Origin of the sequence: Methylobacterium sp. C1, from assembly GCF_001854385.1 — a bacterium.
Classification (GTDB): Bacteria; Pseudomonadota; Alphaproteobacteria; order Rhizobiales; family Beijerinckiaceae; genus Methylobacterium; species Methylobacterium radiotolerans.
The window spans coordinates 3,712,403-3,730,804 of the sequence record NZ_CP017640.1 but is presented as its reverse complement, the minus strand read 5'-3'; the positions used below and the strand labels follow the sequence as shown (position 1 = coordinate 3,730,804).

The window sequence follows — 18,402 nt, the reverse complement described above, 5'->3', positions numbered from 1 at the left end:
GCCGTGACCGACATCCTCGTCCCCGCCGCCCCCACCGTCGCGCCCGTTCCCACCGGCATCCGGACGCCGTGGTCGGAATTCTGGCGCAAGTTCCGGCGCCAGCGCGTCGCCGTCGTTGCCCTGGGCTTCATCGGCCTGCTGGTCGTGGTCGCCGTGCTGGCCCCGTGGATCGTGCCCTACGACCCGGTCAACGACTTCGACTACGACCGGATCAACGAGGGCCCCTCGCTCGCGCACTGGCTCGGCGTCGATCCCCTCGGGCGCGACATCCTGAGCCGCATCGTCGAGGGGGCGCGGATCTCCCTCGCGACCGGCTTCCTGTCGGTCGCCGTCGGCGGCCTCGTCGGGACCGTGCTCGGTCTCCTCGCGGGCTATTACGGCGGCTGGTGGGACCGGATCGTCATGCGCATGTCCGACGTGCTGTTCGCCTTCCCGGGCATCCTCCTGGCGCTCGGCGTCGTCGCCATCCTGGGCTCCGGGCTCGTCAACGTCGTCGTGGCGGTCTCGGTCTTCAGCGTCCCGGCCTTCGCGCGCCTCGTGCGCGGCACGACCCTGGTCCTGAAGAACAGCACCTACATCGAGGCCGCGCGGAGCATCGGCGCCCCCGACCGGACGATCCTCCTGCGCCACATCCTGCCGGGCACGATCTCGGGCATCGTGGTCTACTTCACCATGCGGCTGGGCACCTCGATCATCACGGCCGCGAGCCTGTCGTTCCTCGGCATGGGCGCGCAGCCGCCGACGCCCGAATGGGGCGCCATGCTGAACGAGGCGCGCGCCGACATGGTCTCGGCGCCGCACGTCGCGCTGTTCCCGAGCCTCGCGATCTTCTTCACGGTGCTGGCCTTCAACCTCCTCGGGGACGGCCTGCGGGACGCCCTCGATCCGAAGATCGATCGCCTGTGACGCCGACCGCCCCTCCGCGCCCGGCGCCCCGCGTCGGCCGCCTGCCGCGGGGCCCGCGCGATGCCATCACGGACGTCCCGGGCGTGACGGTCGGCCATTGCACGCTGGCCGAGGGCGACGTGCAGACGGGGGTGACGGTCGTGCGCCCGCACGGCGGCGATCCCTACCGCGACCGCGTTCCGGCGGCCGGCGTCGTGCTCAACGGCTTCGGCAAGTCCGTCGGCCTGATGCAGGTCGAGGAGCTCGGCGTGCTCGAGACGCCGATCGCCCTGACCAACACCTTCTCGGTGCCGGCGGTGGCCGCCGCCCAGATCCGCGCCGCGATCGCCGACAATCCGGAGATCGGGCGCGCGCTGCCGACGCTCAACCCGCTCGTGTTCGAGTGCAACGACGGTTACCTCAACGACATCCAGCGCATGGCGGTGTCGGCGTGCCACTACCGCGACGCCCTTGACGCGGCCGGTTCCGCCGTCGCGGAAGGGTCGGTCGGGGCCGGTCGCGGCATGTCGAGCTTCGGCCTCAAGGGCGGCATCGGCACCGCCTCGCGTCGGGTCCGCACGCGCGCGCGCGGCCGGTTCACGCTGGGCACCCTCGTCCTGTCCAATTTCGGCAAGCCGTCCCAGATCCGGGTGTGCGGCACGCCGCTCGCCGCCCACCTCCGGGCGACCGCCGGGGAACCGGAATCCGGCGCGGAGCCGCCGGAGAAGGGCTCCATCATCATGATCGTCGCCACCGACGCGCCCCTCGACGCGCGCCAGCTCCGCCGCCTCGCCCTGCGGGCCGGGGCCGGCCTCGCCCGGACCGGCTCGGTGTTCGGCCACGGCAGCGGCGACATCGCGCTGGCCTTCACGACCGCCTACACGGTGCCGCAGGATCCCGCCCGCCCGATGCCGGCGCCCGCCCTGCTGCACGACGCGGAGCTCGATCCATTGTTCGAGGCCGCCGCGGACGGGGTCGAGCAGGCGATCATCCACGCCCTCTGGCGGGCCCAGGCGGTGACGGGCCGCGACGGCCACCGGCGGGACGCGCTGACGGATCTCCTGCCCGGCTGGGCCGAAATTCTCGGAGCCTGAGCGATGCGCGTCCTGATCTCGACGGATATCGAGGGCGTCGCCGGGATCTATCACCGCGTCCAGACGACGCCGGGGAATCCCGAGTACGAGCGCGCGCGGGTGCTGATGACGCGGGAGGCCAATGCCGCCGTCGCGGGCGCCTTCGACGGCGGCGCGCGGGCGGTGCTGGTCAACGACTCGCACGGCGACTTCCGCAACATGCCCCCGGACCTCCTCGACCCCAGGGCGCAGGCCGTGCAGGGCAAGCCGCGGCCCCTCGGGATGATGGCCGGGATCGATCAGGACATCGATGCGGTCTGCCTCGTCGGCTACCACGCGCGGGCGAGCGGCCGGGGCATCCTGGCTCACACGGTCAACAGCTTCGCCTTCGCGCGGATCGCGATCAACGGCCAGGAACTCGGCGAGGCCGGCCTCTACGGCGCGCTGGCCGGCGCCTACGGCGTGCCTGTGGCGATGGCGAGCGGCGACGACGTGTTCGTCGCGGAGAACCGCGCGCTGCTCCCGGGCACGCGCTTCGTCGAGACCAAGCGCGCGACGGGGCAGAACAGCGGCATCAGCCTCTCGCCGGCGCAGAGCTGCGCGGCGATCGGCGAGGCCGTCGCAGCGGCCCTCCGGGAGTCGAGCGCGCGGCCCTTCCGCCTCGAGGGTCCGCTGGAGGTCCGCGTGCGCGCGCAGACACCGGCCCTGGCGGACCTGTTCTGCCTGTGGCCGAGCCTGCGGCGGGGGGAGGGCAGCGAGGTCGTGTTCGCGGCGGCGCACGTCGCGGAGGCGGTCCAGGTGATCAACGCCCTCTCGGCGATGTCGAGCGCGCTGCGCTGAGCCCTCGCGGCCGGCGCGACGGCGACGATCCGCCCGGCGTCGCCCGAGAGGCGGCGGCATGCGCGCCTTGCGGTCTTCCGGCCGAAGGCCCAGAACCGCACGGTCCTTGCTTCCCCATGCTGGCGCCACGGGAGTTCGTCGCTTGGTCCGGACCGTCTGCCCGCACGATTGTCCCTCTGCCTGCAGCCTCGACGTGCAGGTCGTGGACGGGCGCGTCGTGTCGGTCCGGGGCGGCGACAATCCCTACACGGCCAGGGTGATCTGCGCGAAGGTCAGCCGCTACGGCGAGCGCGTCCACCACCCGGACCGGATCCTCCACCCGCTGGAGCGCGTCGGGCCGAAGGGCAGCGGGGCGTGGCGCCGGATCTCCTGGGACGCGGCGCTCGACCGGCTGGCGGCGGCCTTCTCGGAGACGGCGGACCGTTGGGGGGCGGAGGCGGTCTGGCCGTACAATTCGGGCGGGACCATGGGCCTCGTCCAGCGCGACGGTATCCACCGGCTCACCCACGTGATGGGCTACTCGCGGCGCAAGCGCACCATCTGCACGGCGGTCGCGATCGCGGGCTGGAGCGCCGGGGTCGGCCGGATCGCCGGCCCGGATCCCCGCGAGATGGCGCTCTCCGACCTGATCGTTGTCTGGGGCGGCAACCCGGTGAGCACCCAGGTCAACGCGATGACCCACATCAGCCGCGCCCGCAAGACGCGGGGCGCCAAGCTGGTGGTGATCGATCCGTACCGCACCGGGACCGCGGCGGCGGCCGACCTCCACCTCGCGCTCCGGCCCGGCACCGACGGGGCGCTCGCCTGCGCGGTGCTCCACGTCCTGTTCCGCGACGGCCACGCGGACCGGGCCTACCTCGCCGCCCAGGCCGAGGACACGGCGGCGCTGGAGGCGCATCTGGCGTCGCGCACCCCCGAATGGGCGGCGGCGATCACCGGCCTGGAGCCCGCCGCGATCGAGGCCTTCGCGGCCCTCTACGGGCGCACGCCGCGCAGCTACATCCGCTGCGGCTTCGGCTTCACCCGCAGCCGCAACGGCGCGGTGAACCTGCACGCGGTGACCTGCCTGCCGACCGTCACCGGCGCCTGGCAGCACGAGGGCGGCGGCGCCCTCTGGCAGCACGCCGCGATCTTCAACTGGGACAAGACCCTGACGGAGGGGCTCGACGCCAGGGCGCCCGGCGTGCGCGAGCTCGACATGAGCCGGATCGGCGCCGTGCTCACCGACGATCCCGACGCCCTGCTGGGCGGCCCGCCGGTCCGCGCCATGCTGATCCAGTCGGCCAATCCCGCGGTCTCCGCGCCCGACAGCGCCCGGGTGCGCGCGGGGCTGACGCGGCCGGACGTGTTCGTGGCCGTGCACGAGCAGTTCATGACCGAGACGGCCGCGCTCGCCGACCTCGTGCTGCCGGCCACCACCTTCCTGGAACACGACGACATCTACGGCGCCGGCGGCCACAGCCACATCCAGGCCGGGCCGGCGATCCTGGAGCCGCCGGGCGAGTGCCGCTCGAACCACGCGCTCCTGTCGGGGCTCGCCGCCCGGCTCGGCGCGGACCACGCGGGCTTCCGCCTGACCGCCCGGGACCTCGCCGACGCCACCCTCGCGCGCTCCGGCTGGGGCGGTCTCGACAGACTGGAGGCGGAGGGCTGGATCGACGCGCAGCCGGATTTCGCCGAGAGCCACTTCCTGACCGGGTTCGGCCATCCCGACGGGCGCTTCCGCTTCGCCCCCGACTGGGCGGCGCTGGGTCCGCGCGCGGCCGGCATGCCGGCCCTCCCGGATCACTGGCCGGAGGCCGAGCCCGCCGACGCGGAGCACCCGTTCCGGATGATCGCCCCGCCGGCCCGTCAGTTCCTCAACGCGACCTTCACCAACGTGCCCGAGTCGCTCCGTCGCGAGGGGCGGCCGACCTGCCTGATCCACCCGGCGGACGGCGTGCGGCTCGGGATCGGTACGGGCGACGCCGTCGAGGTCGGCAATGCCCGCGGTCGGGTCCGGTTGCACGCGCGGCTCGCCGAGGGGCAGCAGCCGGGCGTCGTGGTGGTCGAGAGCCTGTGGCCGAGCGCGGCCTTCGCGGGCGGGGACGGGGGCATCAACACGCTGATCGGGTCGGCGCCGGCCGCGCCCAACGACGGTGCCGCCTTCCACGACACTGCGGTCTGGGTTCGAGCGGCCTGAGCCGGGCGCTCGGGCCGTCGAAACTCACGCTCCTTTTCCGGTGCCCCCCTCGCAGAAGCCGGGGACGGACAATCGACAGCAATCCGTTGCCCGGAATCCCGGTCAGGCGCACGGCCGGTCGGGGTCGACGGGGTCGGGCGGCGCTCTCCCGCGCCCGCGCTTTCCCGCCCGCGGGCGGTGATCGTGACCGCGGGCCGGGCTAAGGCTCGGCCCTCGTCGACCCCGCCCCGCAGATGCCCTGGAGCGCGGTCCACGCGGCGCCCGACAGGATCTGCCGTTCGGGCGCCGCGGGTCCCGCCTGGGCGCGGATCGCGGCCGCGCGCTCGCGCGTGAAGGGATGGCTGCGCAGCAGGTCCAGCACGTCGCTCTTGCCGTCGTGCTTGTCCTTGGCGATGCGCTCGAGGATGTCGGCGAGCGCCGCGCCGTTGCCGCCCGCGCGCGTCATCAGGTCGACCGCGAAGGCGTCCGCCGCCCGCTCGGCGTCGCGGCTGTAGCCGGCCGAGAGCACCGCGTCGCCCAGCGCGATGATGATGGTCGAGCCGGTCAGATCCCCGAGGACGAGGCTCAGGAGGAACGAGGTGCCCGATGCCCGGATGAGGGAGCGGGTCGGATCGCGTCTGCGGACATGGCCGAGCTCGTGCGCCAGAACCGCCGCGGCCTCGTCGGCCGATCGCGCCCGCGCGATGAGGCTCGAGAGCACGATCACGCGGGCGCCCGGCAGGGCGAAGGCGTTGGCCATCCCGTGCCGGCGCACGCTCACGGCGAGAGCCGGCGGCAGCGAGCCCTCAGCCTGCCCGGCCGCGACGAGGCGACCGACGAGCTTGTCGAGGGCCTCGCGCCCGGCGGGCTCCGCACAGGCCGGCGGGTCGCCGAGGAAGCGCAGGACTTGCGGCTCCGCCACCGCCCCGAGCCGCGACTCGGCCGCGTCCGGCACGAGCGGGGCGAGCAGGCCGGCGATCTGCGGGACGCCGAAGACCGCCACGAGCAGGACCGAGAGACCCGCCGCCAGAGACCAGAGCACGAGCCGCACCGTGCCGCCCGAACCCTCCCGAAGGTGCAGGTCCGGGCAGCGCGCGGCGAGCGCCGCGGCGAGCGTCGCGTCCGAGAATTCCACGCGGGCCGGCTCGTCGGCCGGACCGATCCGCATCAGCGGCGGCACCGAGACGGCGGCGCGCAGGTCGAGCAGGTTCCAGTCCCGGGCGACGTCCGGCCCGGAGACGCGGAAGCGGTCGTCGAGGCGCAGGGTGACGGGATGAGCCCGCGCGCTGACGCCGTCGAAGTAGCGGCCTTCGACCTCGATCGGCGCCCCGGCGGTCGCTTCGGAAGGGCGGATCAAGTCTCAGAAGCCGATCTGGAGGGCGCCCCCGACGTCGAGCGCGTCGGCGAGACCCTCCTGCAGGCCGCTGCCGGCGCCGCGGGACGAGGCGAGGACACTGTCCAGGGCTCGCGGATCCACGACCTTCGTGCTCGTCGCCACCGCCGCCCACAACCGGGCCTGCACCACGCGCACGTACAGCACCGCGAAGAGCGGCGCGCCGACGAGGTAGATGAGGACGACGAGCCCGTGGAGCATCCCGAGATCGCCCGCCGCCCGCGCGGCGAAGATCAGCAGCGCGGCGACGAGGCCCAGCACGACGAGGAAGCCGAGAAGCGACAGCATGTAGACGATGTAGGGCCAGTAGAATTGGCGCGCCTTGAGGCTCGAGGCGAGGCGGGCGTGACCGAGGCCGGCGGCGGCCATGAAGGCCCGCGTCTCCCGGGCGCGGTAATAGGGGATCAGAAGCAGCGCCGCGGGCACGCAGATCGCGGCCGCGAAACCCATCGTCCGGAGGAGGACGCCGATATGCGAGGCCGCGTAAGCGGGATTGAGGATCGTCTCGCCGGCCTTGCCGCCGGGCTTCGGCACCAGCAGGTCGCTGGGCAGCGAGAAATCCGCCGCCGCCAGGAGGGCGATGCCGAGCCCGATCAGCGGCCCGAGCCCCACCACGTAGAGCAGAAGCCAGGGGCCGAGCACGCTGCGTCCCCGCGCCGTCGAGTGCATCCGGCTGGTGCCGACCAGGGTGTGACCGATGCGGTAGCGCTCCAGGCTCGCCCGCATGAACGGGACGGCCAGGCCGACGGTGACGAGTGTGAGCAGCCACCAAGCGCCCGCGCGTGCCGCGTAGGCGAGCCCGGAGCCGTCCTGTCCGAGGCGTATGCCGCGCCACAGGGTCCGCATCGCCCGGTAGCGGCGTCCGCGGTAGATCGCGAACTGGCTCAGGAGGAACAGGAACACGAAGGAAATCACCACCGAGAACGGGGCGAGCGCGGGCGCGACGAGCGAGACCGCGAACAGCGCGACGTAGATCGGCACCAGGATCGCGAGCGCGACGAGGAAGCCCAGAAACAGTTCCTTGCCGGTTCCGGTGTACTCGGCGGGCGAGCCGTCGAGCGCGGTGCGCTCCCAGAAGAAGCGGCGCAGATTGGTGACGTACCAGAACCGGTAGATGCCGAAGGTCACCACCGAGAGCAGAAAGCCCTTCAACGCGAGCCACGTGAGTCCTTTGACCCGCGGATCGAAGGTTACGGCGGCCACGCGCGTGGCCGGAGCGCCGCTCCGCGCGTCGAACTCGGTGCCGGTTGCGGGATCCATGGATTCGTCGATCGTCCCGTCGCGTTTCGCGGCGGGACACTACGAAGTGAGACCCGCGGTGACCAGTTCCGCGCGGACGCAATTCAATTCCGTCCCCGCACTGTCGTGCGGCGACCGCACGAGACCTGCGGCGTCGTTAACGAGCGACTTCCGGGTTCGAGGCGGTCATCGCAGGGTGTCGCGGCCGAGCCGGCCCGGTGAGGGAGGCGTCGCGCTCGGCCGGAGCGGCTCGACGGCGGCGCAGAACCGGCGCGACCGCCACGGCCTGAGCGCCGTCAGCCCAGGACAGCGAGGGCCGCGGCCAGATCGGCGACGAGATCGTCCGGGTGCTCGATCCCGATCGACACCCGGATCGTCGCGTCCGTGATCCCGAGCCGGTCGCGCACCGCCTTCGGCACGCCGGAATGGGTCGTGGAGGCCGGGTGGCTGGCGAGCGACTCCGTCCCGCCGAGGCTGACGGCGAGCTTGAACAACTGGAGGTGGTTGAGGACCTGGAACGCCTCGGCCTCGCCGCCGACGATGTCGAACGAGAATGTCGAGCCCGGTGCCGCGCACTGCCTGGCGTAGACCTGCGCCTGATGCGATCCGGGCTCGAGATGCGCGAGATGGTGAAGGCGCGCCACCTTCGGGTGCTCCGCCAGCATCCGGCCGACGATCTCGCCGTTGCGGTTCGCGGCGCTCATGCGCAGCGACAGGGTCTCGAGCGAGCGCCCGAGCATCCAGCAGGAATGCGGGTCGAGACCGGTCCCGATCGCCGAGCGCAGCAGCCGCACCGGCTTCATCCGCGCCGCCGAGCCGAGGGCGGCGCCGGCGATCAGGTCCGAGTGGCCGCCGACATACTTGGTCAGGGAGTAGACCGAGATGTCGGCGCCTTCGCGCAGCGGGTGCTGGAAGAGGGGCCCGAGCAGGGTGTTGTCGCAGACCACCATCGGCGCCGCGCCGCCCTGCCGGGCACCGATCTCCTCGGCGACCGCGCGGACAAGGCTGAGGTCGACGAGGGTGTTGAGCGGGTTCGAGGGGGTCTCGACCATGACGACGCTGACCCGTCCCGCGTCGGCCGCCCGGTGGGCCGCGGCGCGCACGCTCGCCGGGTCGGTCCCGTCCGAGAACCCGAGCGGCGCGATGCCGAACCCGGCCAGGGTCTTGGCGATCAGCGTCTCGGTGCCGCCGTAGAGGGGCTGCGAGTGCAGGATCGCGTCGCCGGGCCGGGCGAACGCCAGGATCGTGGTGGCGATCGCCGACATGCCGGAGGAGAAGACCAGCGCCGCCTCGGCTTCCTCGAAGACGGCCAGCCGATCCTCGACGATCTCGCTGTTCGGATGATTGAAGCGCGAGTAGACCAGCCCCGCCGCCTCGCCGACCGGCGGTTCGCGCCGCCCGGAGACGTAGTCGAAGAAGGCTTTGCCGTGCTCGGCGGAGGTGAAGACGAACGTCGATGTCAGGAAAACCGGCGGCTTCACCGCACCCTCGGACAGGGCCGGATCGTAGCCGTAGCCGAGCATCAGCGTCTCGGGATGGAGCGGGCGGTTGCCGAGTTCCTTCTTGTGGTAGCGGTCGTCCGACATGCTGACCTCGCTCCGACAGGACGCCAGCGCGGAGCTGGACAGCCCGGATGCGCTCCGGGTGCGGGAGCACGGCACAGCCGTGCCGATCTTCCCGTACGGGCGCAGGGGCAGTTTAATGCGTGCCCGCGAGCCCGATCAATCTCGACTCCGGTCTTGAGCCGATCTGGAAATGTTCCGACCGATTGCTTGGTCTGCAGAGTGATATTAAATTTCACGATGATTTACATTCAAAGTGTTCGGCACACGTTCCGGAGCACGGACCGGTTCTCGACCGCGTCGCGGAGTTCGTTCCGATAGGCTGCCGGGCCGAGATACTGCCCGAGGGGCAGGTCGGGCGCCTCCTGAATCGCCCGCGCCTGGATGCCGTGCCGTCGACACCCGCTTCAGCGAGGATCCCGCTAACGTCCCGGCAAGCGTCGAGCTCGCGGCGGTCCGGGCCTCGCCGCGAGCTCCATGAGTTCGCGACCGCGGCTCATCGCAGCCTTTCACGACCTTCGATAGCGACCCGCTGACCCCCTATCGCGCTTCAGCCCCGTCCTTTCACCCGCGGTCACGTTGTCGCTGCCCGATCAGGTATGATCCAAGTGATGGAATTTTACCGCGAGAGACGCGAGCATGTGATCTTTCCGTGCGGCAGAAGACCATGTTTTTCGACCAAAAGGCGCTGATAGGTCGCCATATTCTAGTCGTGGAAGATGATTATTTTGCCGCAGCACACGTCAAAGACTGCCTGCGCACACATGGTGCAACCATCGAGGGGCCCTGGTCGAACGTCGAACATGCCATGTCATCGCTCGATCGGAGTATCGATCGCATCGACTCGGCCGTTCTCGACATCGACCTTCAGGACGGGAAGAGAAGCTATCCGATCGCCAAACGCCTCGATTGGGCCGGAATACCTTATATATTCGCGAGCGCCCATCCGCTATCGCAGATCCCGGAAGAATATCGAGACTGCCTCAACATCGGAAAGCCCCATTCAGATCACAGGCTGATCTGCGGCCTCAGCCAGCTTCTAGAGGGCACCTTCGAGAGCAAGCTCTATCGGGCGCTGACAAGGCTGGGGGCGGTGAGCCGACATATCCAAGCAGGAGAGCGGCGCGTCGCTCAACAGCGAGAGCGGGTTGCTCGATTCCGAGGCATGCGGCACAGCCTCAATCTTGCCGAAGAATTGCTGGAGGAGCTGTTGAATAGTCTATCCGCCCTGGAAGACACCCGTGCAAAATTTCTTGACGAACTTCGCCTGATACAAGCTGGTGCGCTTTGATCCCGGGCGGGTAGCGTCGAATTCTATTCAGCGCGAGGAGCAGGCGTCACGCTGCTCGTGGCGTCGCCTTCAGGATTCGGGGAATTCACGTCGTCGTCGCTGAGCTCGGAACAATTGATCGACGGCGGAGGGTCGGGGCGACGAACGAGATGCTCCGTCTGATCCAGCAACGTCCGTGAGCGTCGGATCGCCTGCAACGAGGTCTCCAGGAGCCACTGATCGTATCCAGCCGACAGTCGAGCTTTGGGGGACGAGTTTGCCAAGAGGCTGCTCCGCGTCATGCAGGCGGGAGCACACGTATCTCTCAGCCACCAGCGCCCACGGGTTCGAGAACCGGCTGGTGATCGCGACATCCTACGCCGGTCTGGCTGGAGCGCCTAATCGCAGGCGGTCCCGACGCTCGGCGCGCATCAGCCAATGGGCGTGCTCTCGACGCTGGTCGTCAGCCCCGATGCGAAGTCGCGCGGCGGCCGACGGATCGACGCTCTCGGGAAGCGTCGAGGGCGTCCCCTGCGGCCGCCCTGCCGCGACCCGGACCGGCCGCTAGCGGCCGGACCGGGCCGATCGCCGGGCATGCGCTGTCGTCGGACCTGCGCCCGAGACCCTTGCACCACCGGCCGCTGGTCAGGGGGGCGGATCTCGAAAGCAGCCACCACCGGCCGTTCGGCAACCTCGGCTCGGGGCGGTGAACGGACGTTTGTTCGACGCCGGGGATCGGAGATCCTGCTGCGCGCCGCTCGCGATCCTACGCAATATGCCGTCTCGCGTGTCGAAAGGTGCGCGCTGCGCGCAGCACATCCGAGCACAACTCGGTTCCGGCGCTGTAAAACCTCGGCCGGTAATCCATACCTTAGAATAAATTCACTTTTGAATCGTTGTAAGTGTGTGATCTATAACACGTTTTCGGCTTGATCAACGATCCGTGAACGGCGAACACGTGGGCACTGCGCCGCCGGAGGCGCTCGTCAGCGTGATCTATGTCGTATCGCTCGCTCCTCACCCTCCTCCTCGCCACCACTGCTCTCGCCGGGCCCGCGAGGGCGCAGGACGGCTCCGTTCAGCTCAACGAGATCTCGGTCGAAGCGGCGTCGCCCGGCAATTCCGCCCCCGGCCTGACGGGCTCGGGCGGCCTCAACGTGAGCGGGGGCGACGGCGGTACGGCAAGCACCAGCGGCGGCGGTGGCGGTCCGTCCGGGATCACCGGTTACACCGCCCGGGTCGCCACGACCGCAACGAAAACCAACACGCCGCTGATCGAGGTCCCCCAGTCCGTGTCGGTGGTCACCCGCGAGCAGCTGAACGACCGCAACGTTCAGACCTTCACCGACGCGGTCAACTACGTCCCCGGCGCCGTATCCGCCCGGTCCGGCTTCGATCCGCGGTTCGATCAGATCTTCATCCGCGGCTTCGACGTGCTGACCAATCAGGGAATCTACCGAGACGGGTTGCGCGTGATCGGGACCGGCTTCGCCTACCCGAAAAGCGAGCCCTACGGCGCGGAGGCGCTCACCATCCTGCGCGGGCCCGCCTCCGGCCTCTACGGCCTCGGCTCGCCCGGCGGCATCCTCGACATCACGACCAAGCGTCCCGTCTTCGCGCCGTTCGGCGAGGTGCAGTTCCAAGCCGGCAGCTTCGACCGCTTCCAGGGCAACTTCGACGTCGGGGGGCCGATCGAGGGTTCGGGCGGCACCATGGCCTACCGTCTCACCGGCGTGCGCCGCGAGGCGGGCACCTTCATCGGTCTGGGCACGACCGACGACCAGCTCTATCTCGCTCCCGCGTTCACCTGGAAACCGTCGGCCGATACCACATTCACGTTCCTCAGCGAGTTTCAGGTCACGAATACGCCGGCGGCGACGTTCTTTTACAATGACCCGGGCTTTCGGGTGTCCAAGTTCTACCAGGGCGACCCGCGCTTCATCGGCCTCGACCAGACGCAGTACCGGGTCGGCTACGCCTTCGAGCACTTCATCACGCCGGACCTCATTTTTCGCCAGAATTTCCGGCACTACGGGCTCTTCCTGAGCGCCAAGTACGTCGACATCAACAACATCAACGAAGCACGCACGATCGGCACGCGCGATACGGGCTACATTCGCGAGGGCCTGGTGCAGCAGACGCTGGACAACCAGCTGGAAGCCCGCTTCGCTACAGGCCCGGTCGCGCACACCGTGGTCGGCGGCGTCGACTACGCCCGGTACAGCCTGAGCGCACGCTTCGGGTTCGGGCTGGCTCCGGACCTCAACCTCGTCACGCGGAATTACGGCCAGCAGTTCATCCCGACGCCCCCCCTGGCGCCCGCGTCGCGCCAGAGCCAGGACCAGATCGGTGTCTACCTGCAGGATCAAGCCAAGTTCGGAAACTTCATCCTGACGCTGAACGGGCGGCACGACTGGGTCTTCCAGAACAACTACGCGACGCCGGACAGCGCGGTCTCACGTCAGGACAACAGCGCCTTCACGGGCCGGGTCGGCCTGGGCTACGTCCTGGCACCGGGGCTGGTGCCCTACGCCAGCTACGCCACGACCTTCACGCCGCAGGTGGGCATCGACCGGAACGGGCAGGCGTTCAAGCCCGCCACGGGCGACCAGATCGAGGCCGGGGTCAAGTACCTGATCCCCGGCACCAATATCCAGACGGCGTTCGCCGGCTTCGACATCAACCAGTCGAACATCCTGATCCCCGACGCGGGCAACCTCGCATTCCAGACCGCCGGCGGCGCCGTGCGCTCGACGGGCTTCGAGGCCGAGGCCACGGCCAACCTCGCGCCGGGCACGAACCTGACGATCGCCTACACACACGTCGACATCCGGTTCGTGAACTCGGTCTCGGCCACCGGTCAGTCGATCGCCGGGAACCGCGTGTCCGGCATCCCCAGCGACACCTACGCGTCGTTCCTGACCTACGCCTTCCCGCCTTCCTCGGCCCTGCGCGGTCTGCAGATCGGCGGCGGCATCCGCTTCATCGGATCCAGCTTCGCCGACGACCAGAACACGGTGCGCAACACCGCGGTCACCCTCTACGACGCGCTGGTCGCCTACGACTTCGCGGCGCTGGATCCGAAGTACAAGGGCTTCCGGGCGCAGATCAACGCCTACAATATCTTCGACCGTAACTACACGACCTGCTCGTTCGGGTTCTGCAACTTCAACCAGCCGGCACGAGTCATCGGTAGCCTGATCTATCGCTGGTGAGAGCGTCCATCTCCGGCGCCTGCGTGTTCCGAGGCAGGGCCTCCAGGAGGACACGACGATCGTGGCCCGCCGCGCGGCGGGCCACGATCGCGATGGCGGGGGCGCGGATCGACGTCCGCCCGGGCGATCTGCGACCGCTGGATCACTCATCGACGGCGCAGGTCTTGAGGCGCTCCGATACGCCGGAGGGCGCGGGCCCCGGCGATGGGGCTCCGATCTACACGCGCCGAATGACCGACCCGGCCTTCCTGGCGGGTCGGGCGCCTACGCTCAGGCGGGTGTCGCCAAGTCGCCGGCGATAGGCCGCCCGGCGTTCGGCACCACAAGGGCGCTGTGCGGCCACCGCGACATTCGCGCCGTCGACCGACGGTTCTCCACATCCTGACCGCGGCCTCGAGCGCGATCCGAACCCGATCGTCGTCTGCCTCAGGATTTCCGATCCAGACGCTTCCGGAAATCGTGCTTGATGAGCGGGTGCGGCCATTTAGCCTTTCCTATCGAGATCTGCTCGGGTTGAGGACGAACAGCTCTCCACGTGACGTCGGCAGGACGTCCTGAGCGGGCGTGACGCAGAAGCTCGAGGCAGACGCAGCGCCCGCGTCCGGAGAGACATGTCCGGGATAGGCGCCGATAGTCCGTGCGGCCGTTTCCGGGAGGGGGCGCTTGGATGATCGATCGGCGTGAAATGATCGAAAATCGAGACCGCGCTCTGACGGGGCGAATCTCGATCGAAACCGGAACAGTTTCTCCAGGATAAAATACATCTCTGGCATTCGATTTGCTCGGCGCGCGGTACTGCAGAGAAAGGAACTGTCGACGTGATGCGTCTTCTGACCCCGCTCCTCGCGGCCTCCGCCCTGGTCGCATCCATCATCCCGGTGCAGGCGGCCGAGAAGCTCGTCGTCAGCACCTGGGGCGGCAGCTTCCGCGATCTGATCGACGAGGCCATCGCCACGAAGTTCAAGGCGGAGACCGGCGCCGAGGTCGAGTACATCACCGGCGGTACCATCGACCGGCTCAACAAGGCCAAGCTCGCCAAGGACGCGCCCGAGAGCGATGTGACCTTCACGACCGCCCATGTCGGCTGGCTCTACGTCAATGACGGCCTGTTCGAGACGCTCGACATGGCCAAGATCCCGAACGCGGCGAACCTCGTCGAGCAGGCCCGGGTCAGCCCGGCGCATCTCGGCACTTGGGGCTACGTCTACACGATCGGCTACCGCGCGGACCTGACGCCCAAGGGCATGACCTTCGGCTCCTGGGCCGATCTCTGGGACCCGAAGCTCAAGAACAGCCTGGCCGCGCCCGATTTCGACCCGAGCCACATCATCGCCGTCTCGGCGCTGCTCTCGGGCGGCGACCCGGCGACCTGGGAAAAGGGGCAGGCCAAGCTGGAGGCGCTGAAGCCGAACTTCCGGGCCTTCTACACCAACGACGCCAACAGCCAGCAGCTGATCGCCACCGGCGAGACGCCCGTTCAGGTCGTGCTGACCATGAACGCCTACTACATGAAGGGCCAGGACGTGCCGGTCACCGTGGTGATCCCCAAGGAGGGTGGGGTTCTCGGCATCGACACGGTCGCGATCAACAAGGGGTCCAAGAAGGCAGAGCTCGCCTACAAGTTCATCAACATCGCTCTCGATCCCGAAGTACAGGCCAAGATCGCGCAGCTGAAGAAGGGCAGCCCGACCGTCACCAACGCCAAGGTCGATCCCGAGATCGCCAAGCTGCCGGGTGTGTTCACCACCGCCGAGCAGTGGAAGACCCAGGCGATCAACATCGACCCGAAGCTCCGGGCCGAGAAGACCGCGCTCTGGCGCAAGTGGTTCGCCGAGAACATCATGGCGCGCTAGGGCCCGCGCCATGCGCCTCGCTCGACGGGAAGCCTCATGACACCCGCGATCCGCCGCCGGCCCTTCCTGCCGCTGTTCGTGACGCCGGCGGTGCTGGTCGCCGCCGCCATCGTGGCCGCCATGGCGGCGATCCTGCGCTACAGCCTGCACGCCTACGTGCCGGGATCCCTCGACGTCGGCGGTCTCACGCTGGAGAACTTCTCCGATCTCGGCCGCCCGATCGTGCTCCGGGCGCTGCGCGACACGGTGCTGATCTGCTTCGAGACGGCGCTGATCACCCTGGTCGTCGGCTACCCCGTCGCCTACGCCCTGGTGCGCACCCGCTCGCTGCTGCTGAAGTCCGTCATCCTGATCGTCGCGGTGACCCCGCTCTTCCTCGGCGAGGTGGTGCGCACCTATGCCTGGACGGTGGTGCTCGGCAATTCCGGCTTCGTGAACGCCACCTTGCGCCAGCTCGGCCTGATCGAGCGGCCGATCCAGCTCATGTTCACCGAGCTCGGGGTGATCGTCGCCCTCGTGCACGTCACGCTGCCGGTGATGGTCATCATGCTGGCCGCGGCCCTCGCGCATATCGACCGCGACTACGAGCGCGCGGCCCAGAGCCTCGGCGCCGGGCCGGTGCGCACGTTCCTCACCGTGACGCTGCCGCTCTCGATGCCCGGCGTGGTGGCGGGCTTCACCACCGCCTTCGCCTGGACGTTCAGCGCCTTCGCGACGCCCCAGGTGATCGGCGGCGGAAAGGTCGGGGTCGTCTCGACCCTGGTCTACCAGCTCGGCCTGTCCTCCTTCAATTTCCCGGTCGCGGCGTCCCTGAGCCTCGCCGGCCTCGTCCTGGCGCTCGGAACGATGTGGCTCGTGCGCCGCTGCGCCCGCCCGCTCGAAGCGTTCGGAGGCCACTGATGCGCCGCGGCCTCCGCACCCGGCTTCTCGGGATCTCCGGCAGGGTCCTCGTCGGGCTGATCCTCGCCTTCATCGTGCTGCCGGCCTTCGTGGTGACGCTCGCCGCGTTCAACGACCGGGCGATCCTGAGCTTCCCGCCGGCCAAGTACTCGACGCGCTGGTTCACCCGGGCCCTGACCTACCGGGATTTCCAGACGGGCCTGTGGAACAGCCTCGTCGTCACCGCCTGGGCCTCCACGCTCGCGCTCGCCGTGGGCACCGGCTTCGCGATCGCCCTGAAGCGATACGCTTTCCGCTTCAAGGCGGCGCTGGAGGGCGTGCTGCTCTCGCCGCTGATCGTGCCGCACTTCACCATCGGCCTCGGCCTCCTGGTCCTGGCCACCGGCATCGGTGCGGCGCGGGGCTTCTCCGTCGTGGTCCTCACCCACGTCGTGGTGGTGCTGCCCTTCGTGATCCGCTCGGTCTACATCTCGCTGCAGAACATCGACGAGCGGCTGGAGCTGGCCGCCGCGAGCCTCGGCGCCCGGCCGGGCCGCGTGCTCACCACCGTGACCCTGCCGCTCCTCGCGCCCGGCCTCGCCAGCGGCTGGCTGTTCGCGGCGATCCTGTCCTTCAACGAGTTCACCGCCTCGCTCTTCGTGACGGGGCAGGCGACCCAGACCCTGCCGGTGGCGATGTACGGCTACGTCCGCGAGTTCGCGGACCCGACGCTCGCGGCCGTCTCGGTGATCTACATCGCGGTCACGGCCCTCGCCCTGATTGTCGCCAACACGTTCCTCGGGCTCGGCAAGGTTCTGAATGTTGAGCAAGGCTCTTGATCTCACCGCGCCGGCGACCCTCCCCGGCACAGCCGCGGCCCCCCGGGCAAGACCGGCGGTCCGCCTCGACGGCGTGGTCAAGCGCTTCGGCGCGGTCACCGCGCTGGAGGAGAGCTGGCTGCAGGTGGAGCAGGGCGAGTTCCTGACGCTGCTCGGACCCTCGGGCTGCGGCAAGACCACCCTGCTCAACCTGATGGCGGGCTTCCTGGAGGCGGATGCGGGCGAGATCTTCATCGGGGACGACCTCGTGACCGCCACTCCGCCCTACGAGCGCGAGGTCGGCATCGTCTTCCAGAACTACGCCCTGTTCCCGCACATGAGCGTCGCGAAGAACGTCGGCTACGGTCTGCGCGTGCGCGGCGTGCCGAAACGGGAGATCGCCGCGCGCGTGGAGGAGGTTCTCGCCCTCGTGAAGCTCTCGGGCTTCGCGGACCGCTCGCCCCGGCAACTCTCCGGCGGCCAGCAGCAGCGCGTCGCGCTCGCCCGCGCCCTCGTCATCCGCCCGAAGGTCCTGCTCCTCGACGAGCCGTTCTCGGCGCTCGACAAGAACTTGCGCGGGGCGATGCAGGTCGAGCTGAAGGAGATCCAGCGCCGGCTCGGCGTGACGACGGTCTTCGTCACGCACGACCAGGGCGAGGCACTGAGCATGTCGGACCGGATCATCGTGATGTCGGCCGGTCGCGTCCGGCAGATCGGCACGCCGGATCAGGTGTACCGTCACCCGCAGGACCGCTTCGTGGCGGGCTTCATCGGCGACGTGAACCTCCTGCCCGGCCGCCTCGAAGCGCGGGCGGGCGAGCGCGCGACGGTCGCGGTCGGTGACCTGCGCCGCGAGGTCGAGGCCGACACCCTGCGGGACTGTGCGACCGGCGCCGCGGTCGACGTGTTCGTGCGGCCGGATCACCTCGGCGTGCGCCCGGCGGGCGAGAGCGGCACCCTGCCGGCCCAGGTCGCGGCCCTCGTCTACCAGGGCTCGCACATCGACCTGCATATCGACCTGCACGCCGACCTCCGTTCCGGTCCCATGAGCGGCGGGCGGGTGGTGGTGCGGATGCCGGGGCACGGGGCGCTCGCCACCTACGCCCCCGGATCGCCGGTGGCCCTGCTCGTGCCGCAGGCAGGCCTCGTCGCCTTCCCGGCCGAGCCGGGTAGCCCGAATGGACAAGCGGGCCGGACGGGCTCGTGACAGGACG

Annotated in this window: 13 protein-coding genes; 10 read left to right on the top strand and 3 right to left on the bottom strand. The window is 69.8% G+C overall.

Annotation, left to right across the window (positions count from 1 at the left end):
* Positions 1–3: 3 nt before the first annotated feature.
* The 4 genes from gsiD (at position 4) to BKE41_RS17285 (ending at position 4,980) form a co-directional block, all read left to right on the top strand.
* Entirely contained in the window at positions 4–906 is a 903-nt protein-coding gene (gene gsiD, locus BKE41_RS17300; RefSeq protein ID WP_012320185.1) for a glutathione ABC transporter permease GsiD, read from the top strand.
* Complete coding sequence (locus BKE41_RS17295; protein ID WP_070999896.1) at positions 903–1,979, top strand: P1 family peptidase; 1,077 nt, start codon at positions 903–905, stop codon at positions 1,977–1,979. The genes gsiD and BKE41_RS17295 overlap by 4 nt, the downstream gene beginning before the upstream one ends.
* A 3-nt stretch (positions 1,980–1,982) precedes the next feature.
* The gene (locus BKE41_RS17290; RefSeq protein ID WP_024829436.1) at positions 1,983–2,798 is read left to right on the top strand and encodes a M55 family metallopeptidase; all 816 of its coding nucleotides are present in this window, start codon (positions 1,983–1,985) and stop codon (positions 2,796–2,798) included.
* Positions 2,799–2,940: 142 nt separating this feature from the next.
* Positions 2,941–4,980: a molybdopterin oxidoreductase family protein gene (locus BKE41_RS17285; RefSeq protein WP_070999895.1), complete on the top strand. Its 2,040-nt coding sequence runs from the start codon at positions 2,941–2,943 to the stop codon at positions 4,978–4,980.
* A 199-nt stretch (positions 4,981–5,179) separates the two neighbouring features.
* Here the strand turns inward: BKE41_RS17285 and BKE41_RS17280 are convergent, their stop codons facing one another.
* The 3 genes from BKE41_RS17280 to BKE41_RS17270 form a co-directional block, all read right to left on the bottom strand.
* A complete protein-coding gene (locus tag BKE41_RS17280; RefSeq protein ID WP_070999894.1) occupies positions 5,180–6,316 on the bottom strand; it encodes a M48 family metallopeptidase in 1,137 nt (378 codons plus the stop codon).
* A gap of 3 nt (positions 6,317–6,319) precedes the next feature.
* Positions 6,320–7,612: a YjgN family protein gene (locus tag BKE41_RS17275; RefSeq protein WP_070999893.1), complete on the bottom strand. Its 1,293-nt coding sequence runs from the start codon at positions 7,610–7,612 to the stop codon at positions 6,320–6,322.
* 275 nt (positions 7,613–7,887) lie between these two features.
* Positions 7,888–9,177: a cystathionine gamma-synthase family protein gene (locus BKE41_RS17270; RefSeq protein WP_070999892.1), complete on the bottom strand. Its 1,290-nt coding sequence runs from the start codon at positions 9,175–9,177 to the stop codon at positions 7,888–7,890.
* Positions 9,178–9,805: 628 nt separating this feature from the next.
* Between BKE41_RS17270 and BKE41_RS31230 the strand changes: the two genes are divergently transcribed.
* The 6 genes from BKE41_RS31230 to BKE41_RS17245 all read left to right on the top strand — a co-directional run bounded on the left by BKE41_RS31230 (position 9,806) and on the right by BKE41_RS17245 (position 18,395).
* Entirely contained in the window at positions 9,806–10,444 is a 639-nt protein-coding gene (locus BKE41_RS31230) for a hypothetical protein (RefSeq protein WP_139342574.1), read from the top strand.
* A 977-nt stretch (positions 10,445–11,421) separates the two neighbouring features.
* Positions 11,422–13,638, top strand: a complete 2,217-nt coding sequence (locus BKE41_RS17265) for a TonB-dependent siderophore receptor (protein ID WP_070999891.1) — start codon at positions 11,422–11,424, stop codon at positions 13,636–13,638.
* 821 nt (positions 13,639–14,459) lie between these two features.
* Positions 14,460–15,491: a polyamine ABC transporter substrate-binding protein gene (locus BKE41_RS17260; protein ID WP_012320176.1), complete on the top strand. Its 1,032-nt coding sequence runs from the start codon at positions 14,460–14,462 to the stop codon at positions 15,489–15,491.
* Positions 15,492–15,527: 36 nt separating this feature from the next.
* Positions 15,528–16,391 (top strand): ABC transporter permease, encoded by an 864-nt coding sequence (locus BKE41_RS17255; protein ID WP_051475870.1) that lies wholly within the window; start codon positions 15,528–15,530, stop codon positions 16,389–16,391.
* Positions 16,391–17,209 (top strand): ABC transporter permease, encoded by an 819-nt coding sequence (locus tag BKE41_RS17250; protein ID WP_012320174.1) that lies wholly within the window; start codon positions 16,391–16,393, stop codon positions 17,207–17,209. Before BKE41_RS17255 ends, BKE41_RS17250 begins: the two co-directional genes overlap by 1 nt.
* The gene (locus BKE41_RS17245; RefSeq protein WP_070999890.1) at positions 17,190–18,395 is read left to right on the top strand and encodes an ABC transporter ATP-binding protein; all 1,206 of its coding nucleotides are present in this window, start codon (positions 17,190–17,192) and stop codon (positions 18,393–18,395) included. Before BKE41_RS17250 ends, BKE41_RS17245 begins: the two co-directional genes overlap by 20 nt.
* Positions 18,396–18,402: the final 7 nt, after the last annotated feature.

Coding starts and splice junctions, on each gene's coding strand:
- BKE41_RS17290 (WP_024829436.1), top strand. CDS start 1,983: ATGCGCGTCCTGATCTCGACGGATATCGAGGGCGTCGCCGGGATCTAT.
- BKE41_RS17275 (WP_070999893.1), bottom strand. CDS start 7,612: ATGGATCCCGCAACCGGCACCGAGTTCGACGCGCGGAGCGGCGCTCCG.
- BKE41_RS17270 (WP_070999892.1), bottom strand. CDS start 9,177: ATGTCGGACGACCGCTACCACAAGAAGGAACTCGGCAACCGCCCGCTC.
- BKE41_RS17265 (WP_070999891.1), top strand. CDS start 11,422: ATGTCGTATCGCTCGCTCCTCACCCTCCTCCTCGCCACCACTGCTCTC.
- BKE41_RS17260 (WP_012320176.1), top strand. CDS start 14,460: ATGCGTCTTCTGACCCCGCTCCTCGCGGCCTCCGCCCTGGTCGCATCC.
- BKE41_RS17255 (WP_051475870.1), top strand. CDS start 15,528: ATGACACCCGCGATCCGCCGCCGGCCCTTCCTGCCGCTGTTCGTGACG.
- BKE41_RS17250 (WP_012320174.1), top strand. CDS start 16,391: ATGCGCCGCGGCCTCCGCACCCGGCTTCTCGGGATCTCCGGCAGGGTC.
- BKE41_RS17245 (WP_070999890.1), top strand. CDS start 17,190: ATGTTGAGCAAGGCTCTTGATCTCACCGCGCCGGCGACCCTCCCCGGC.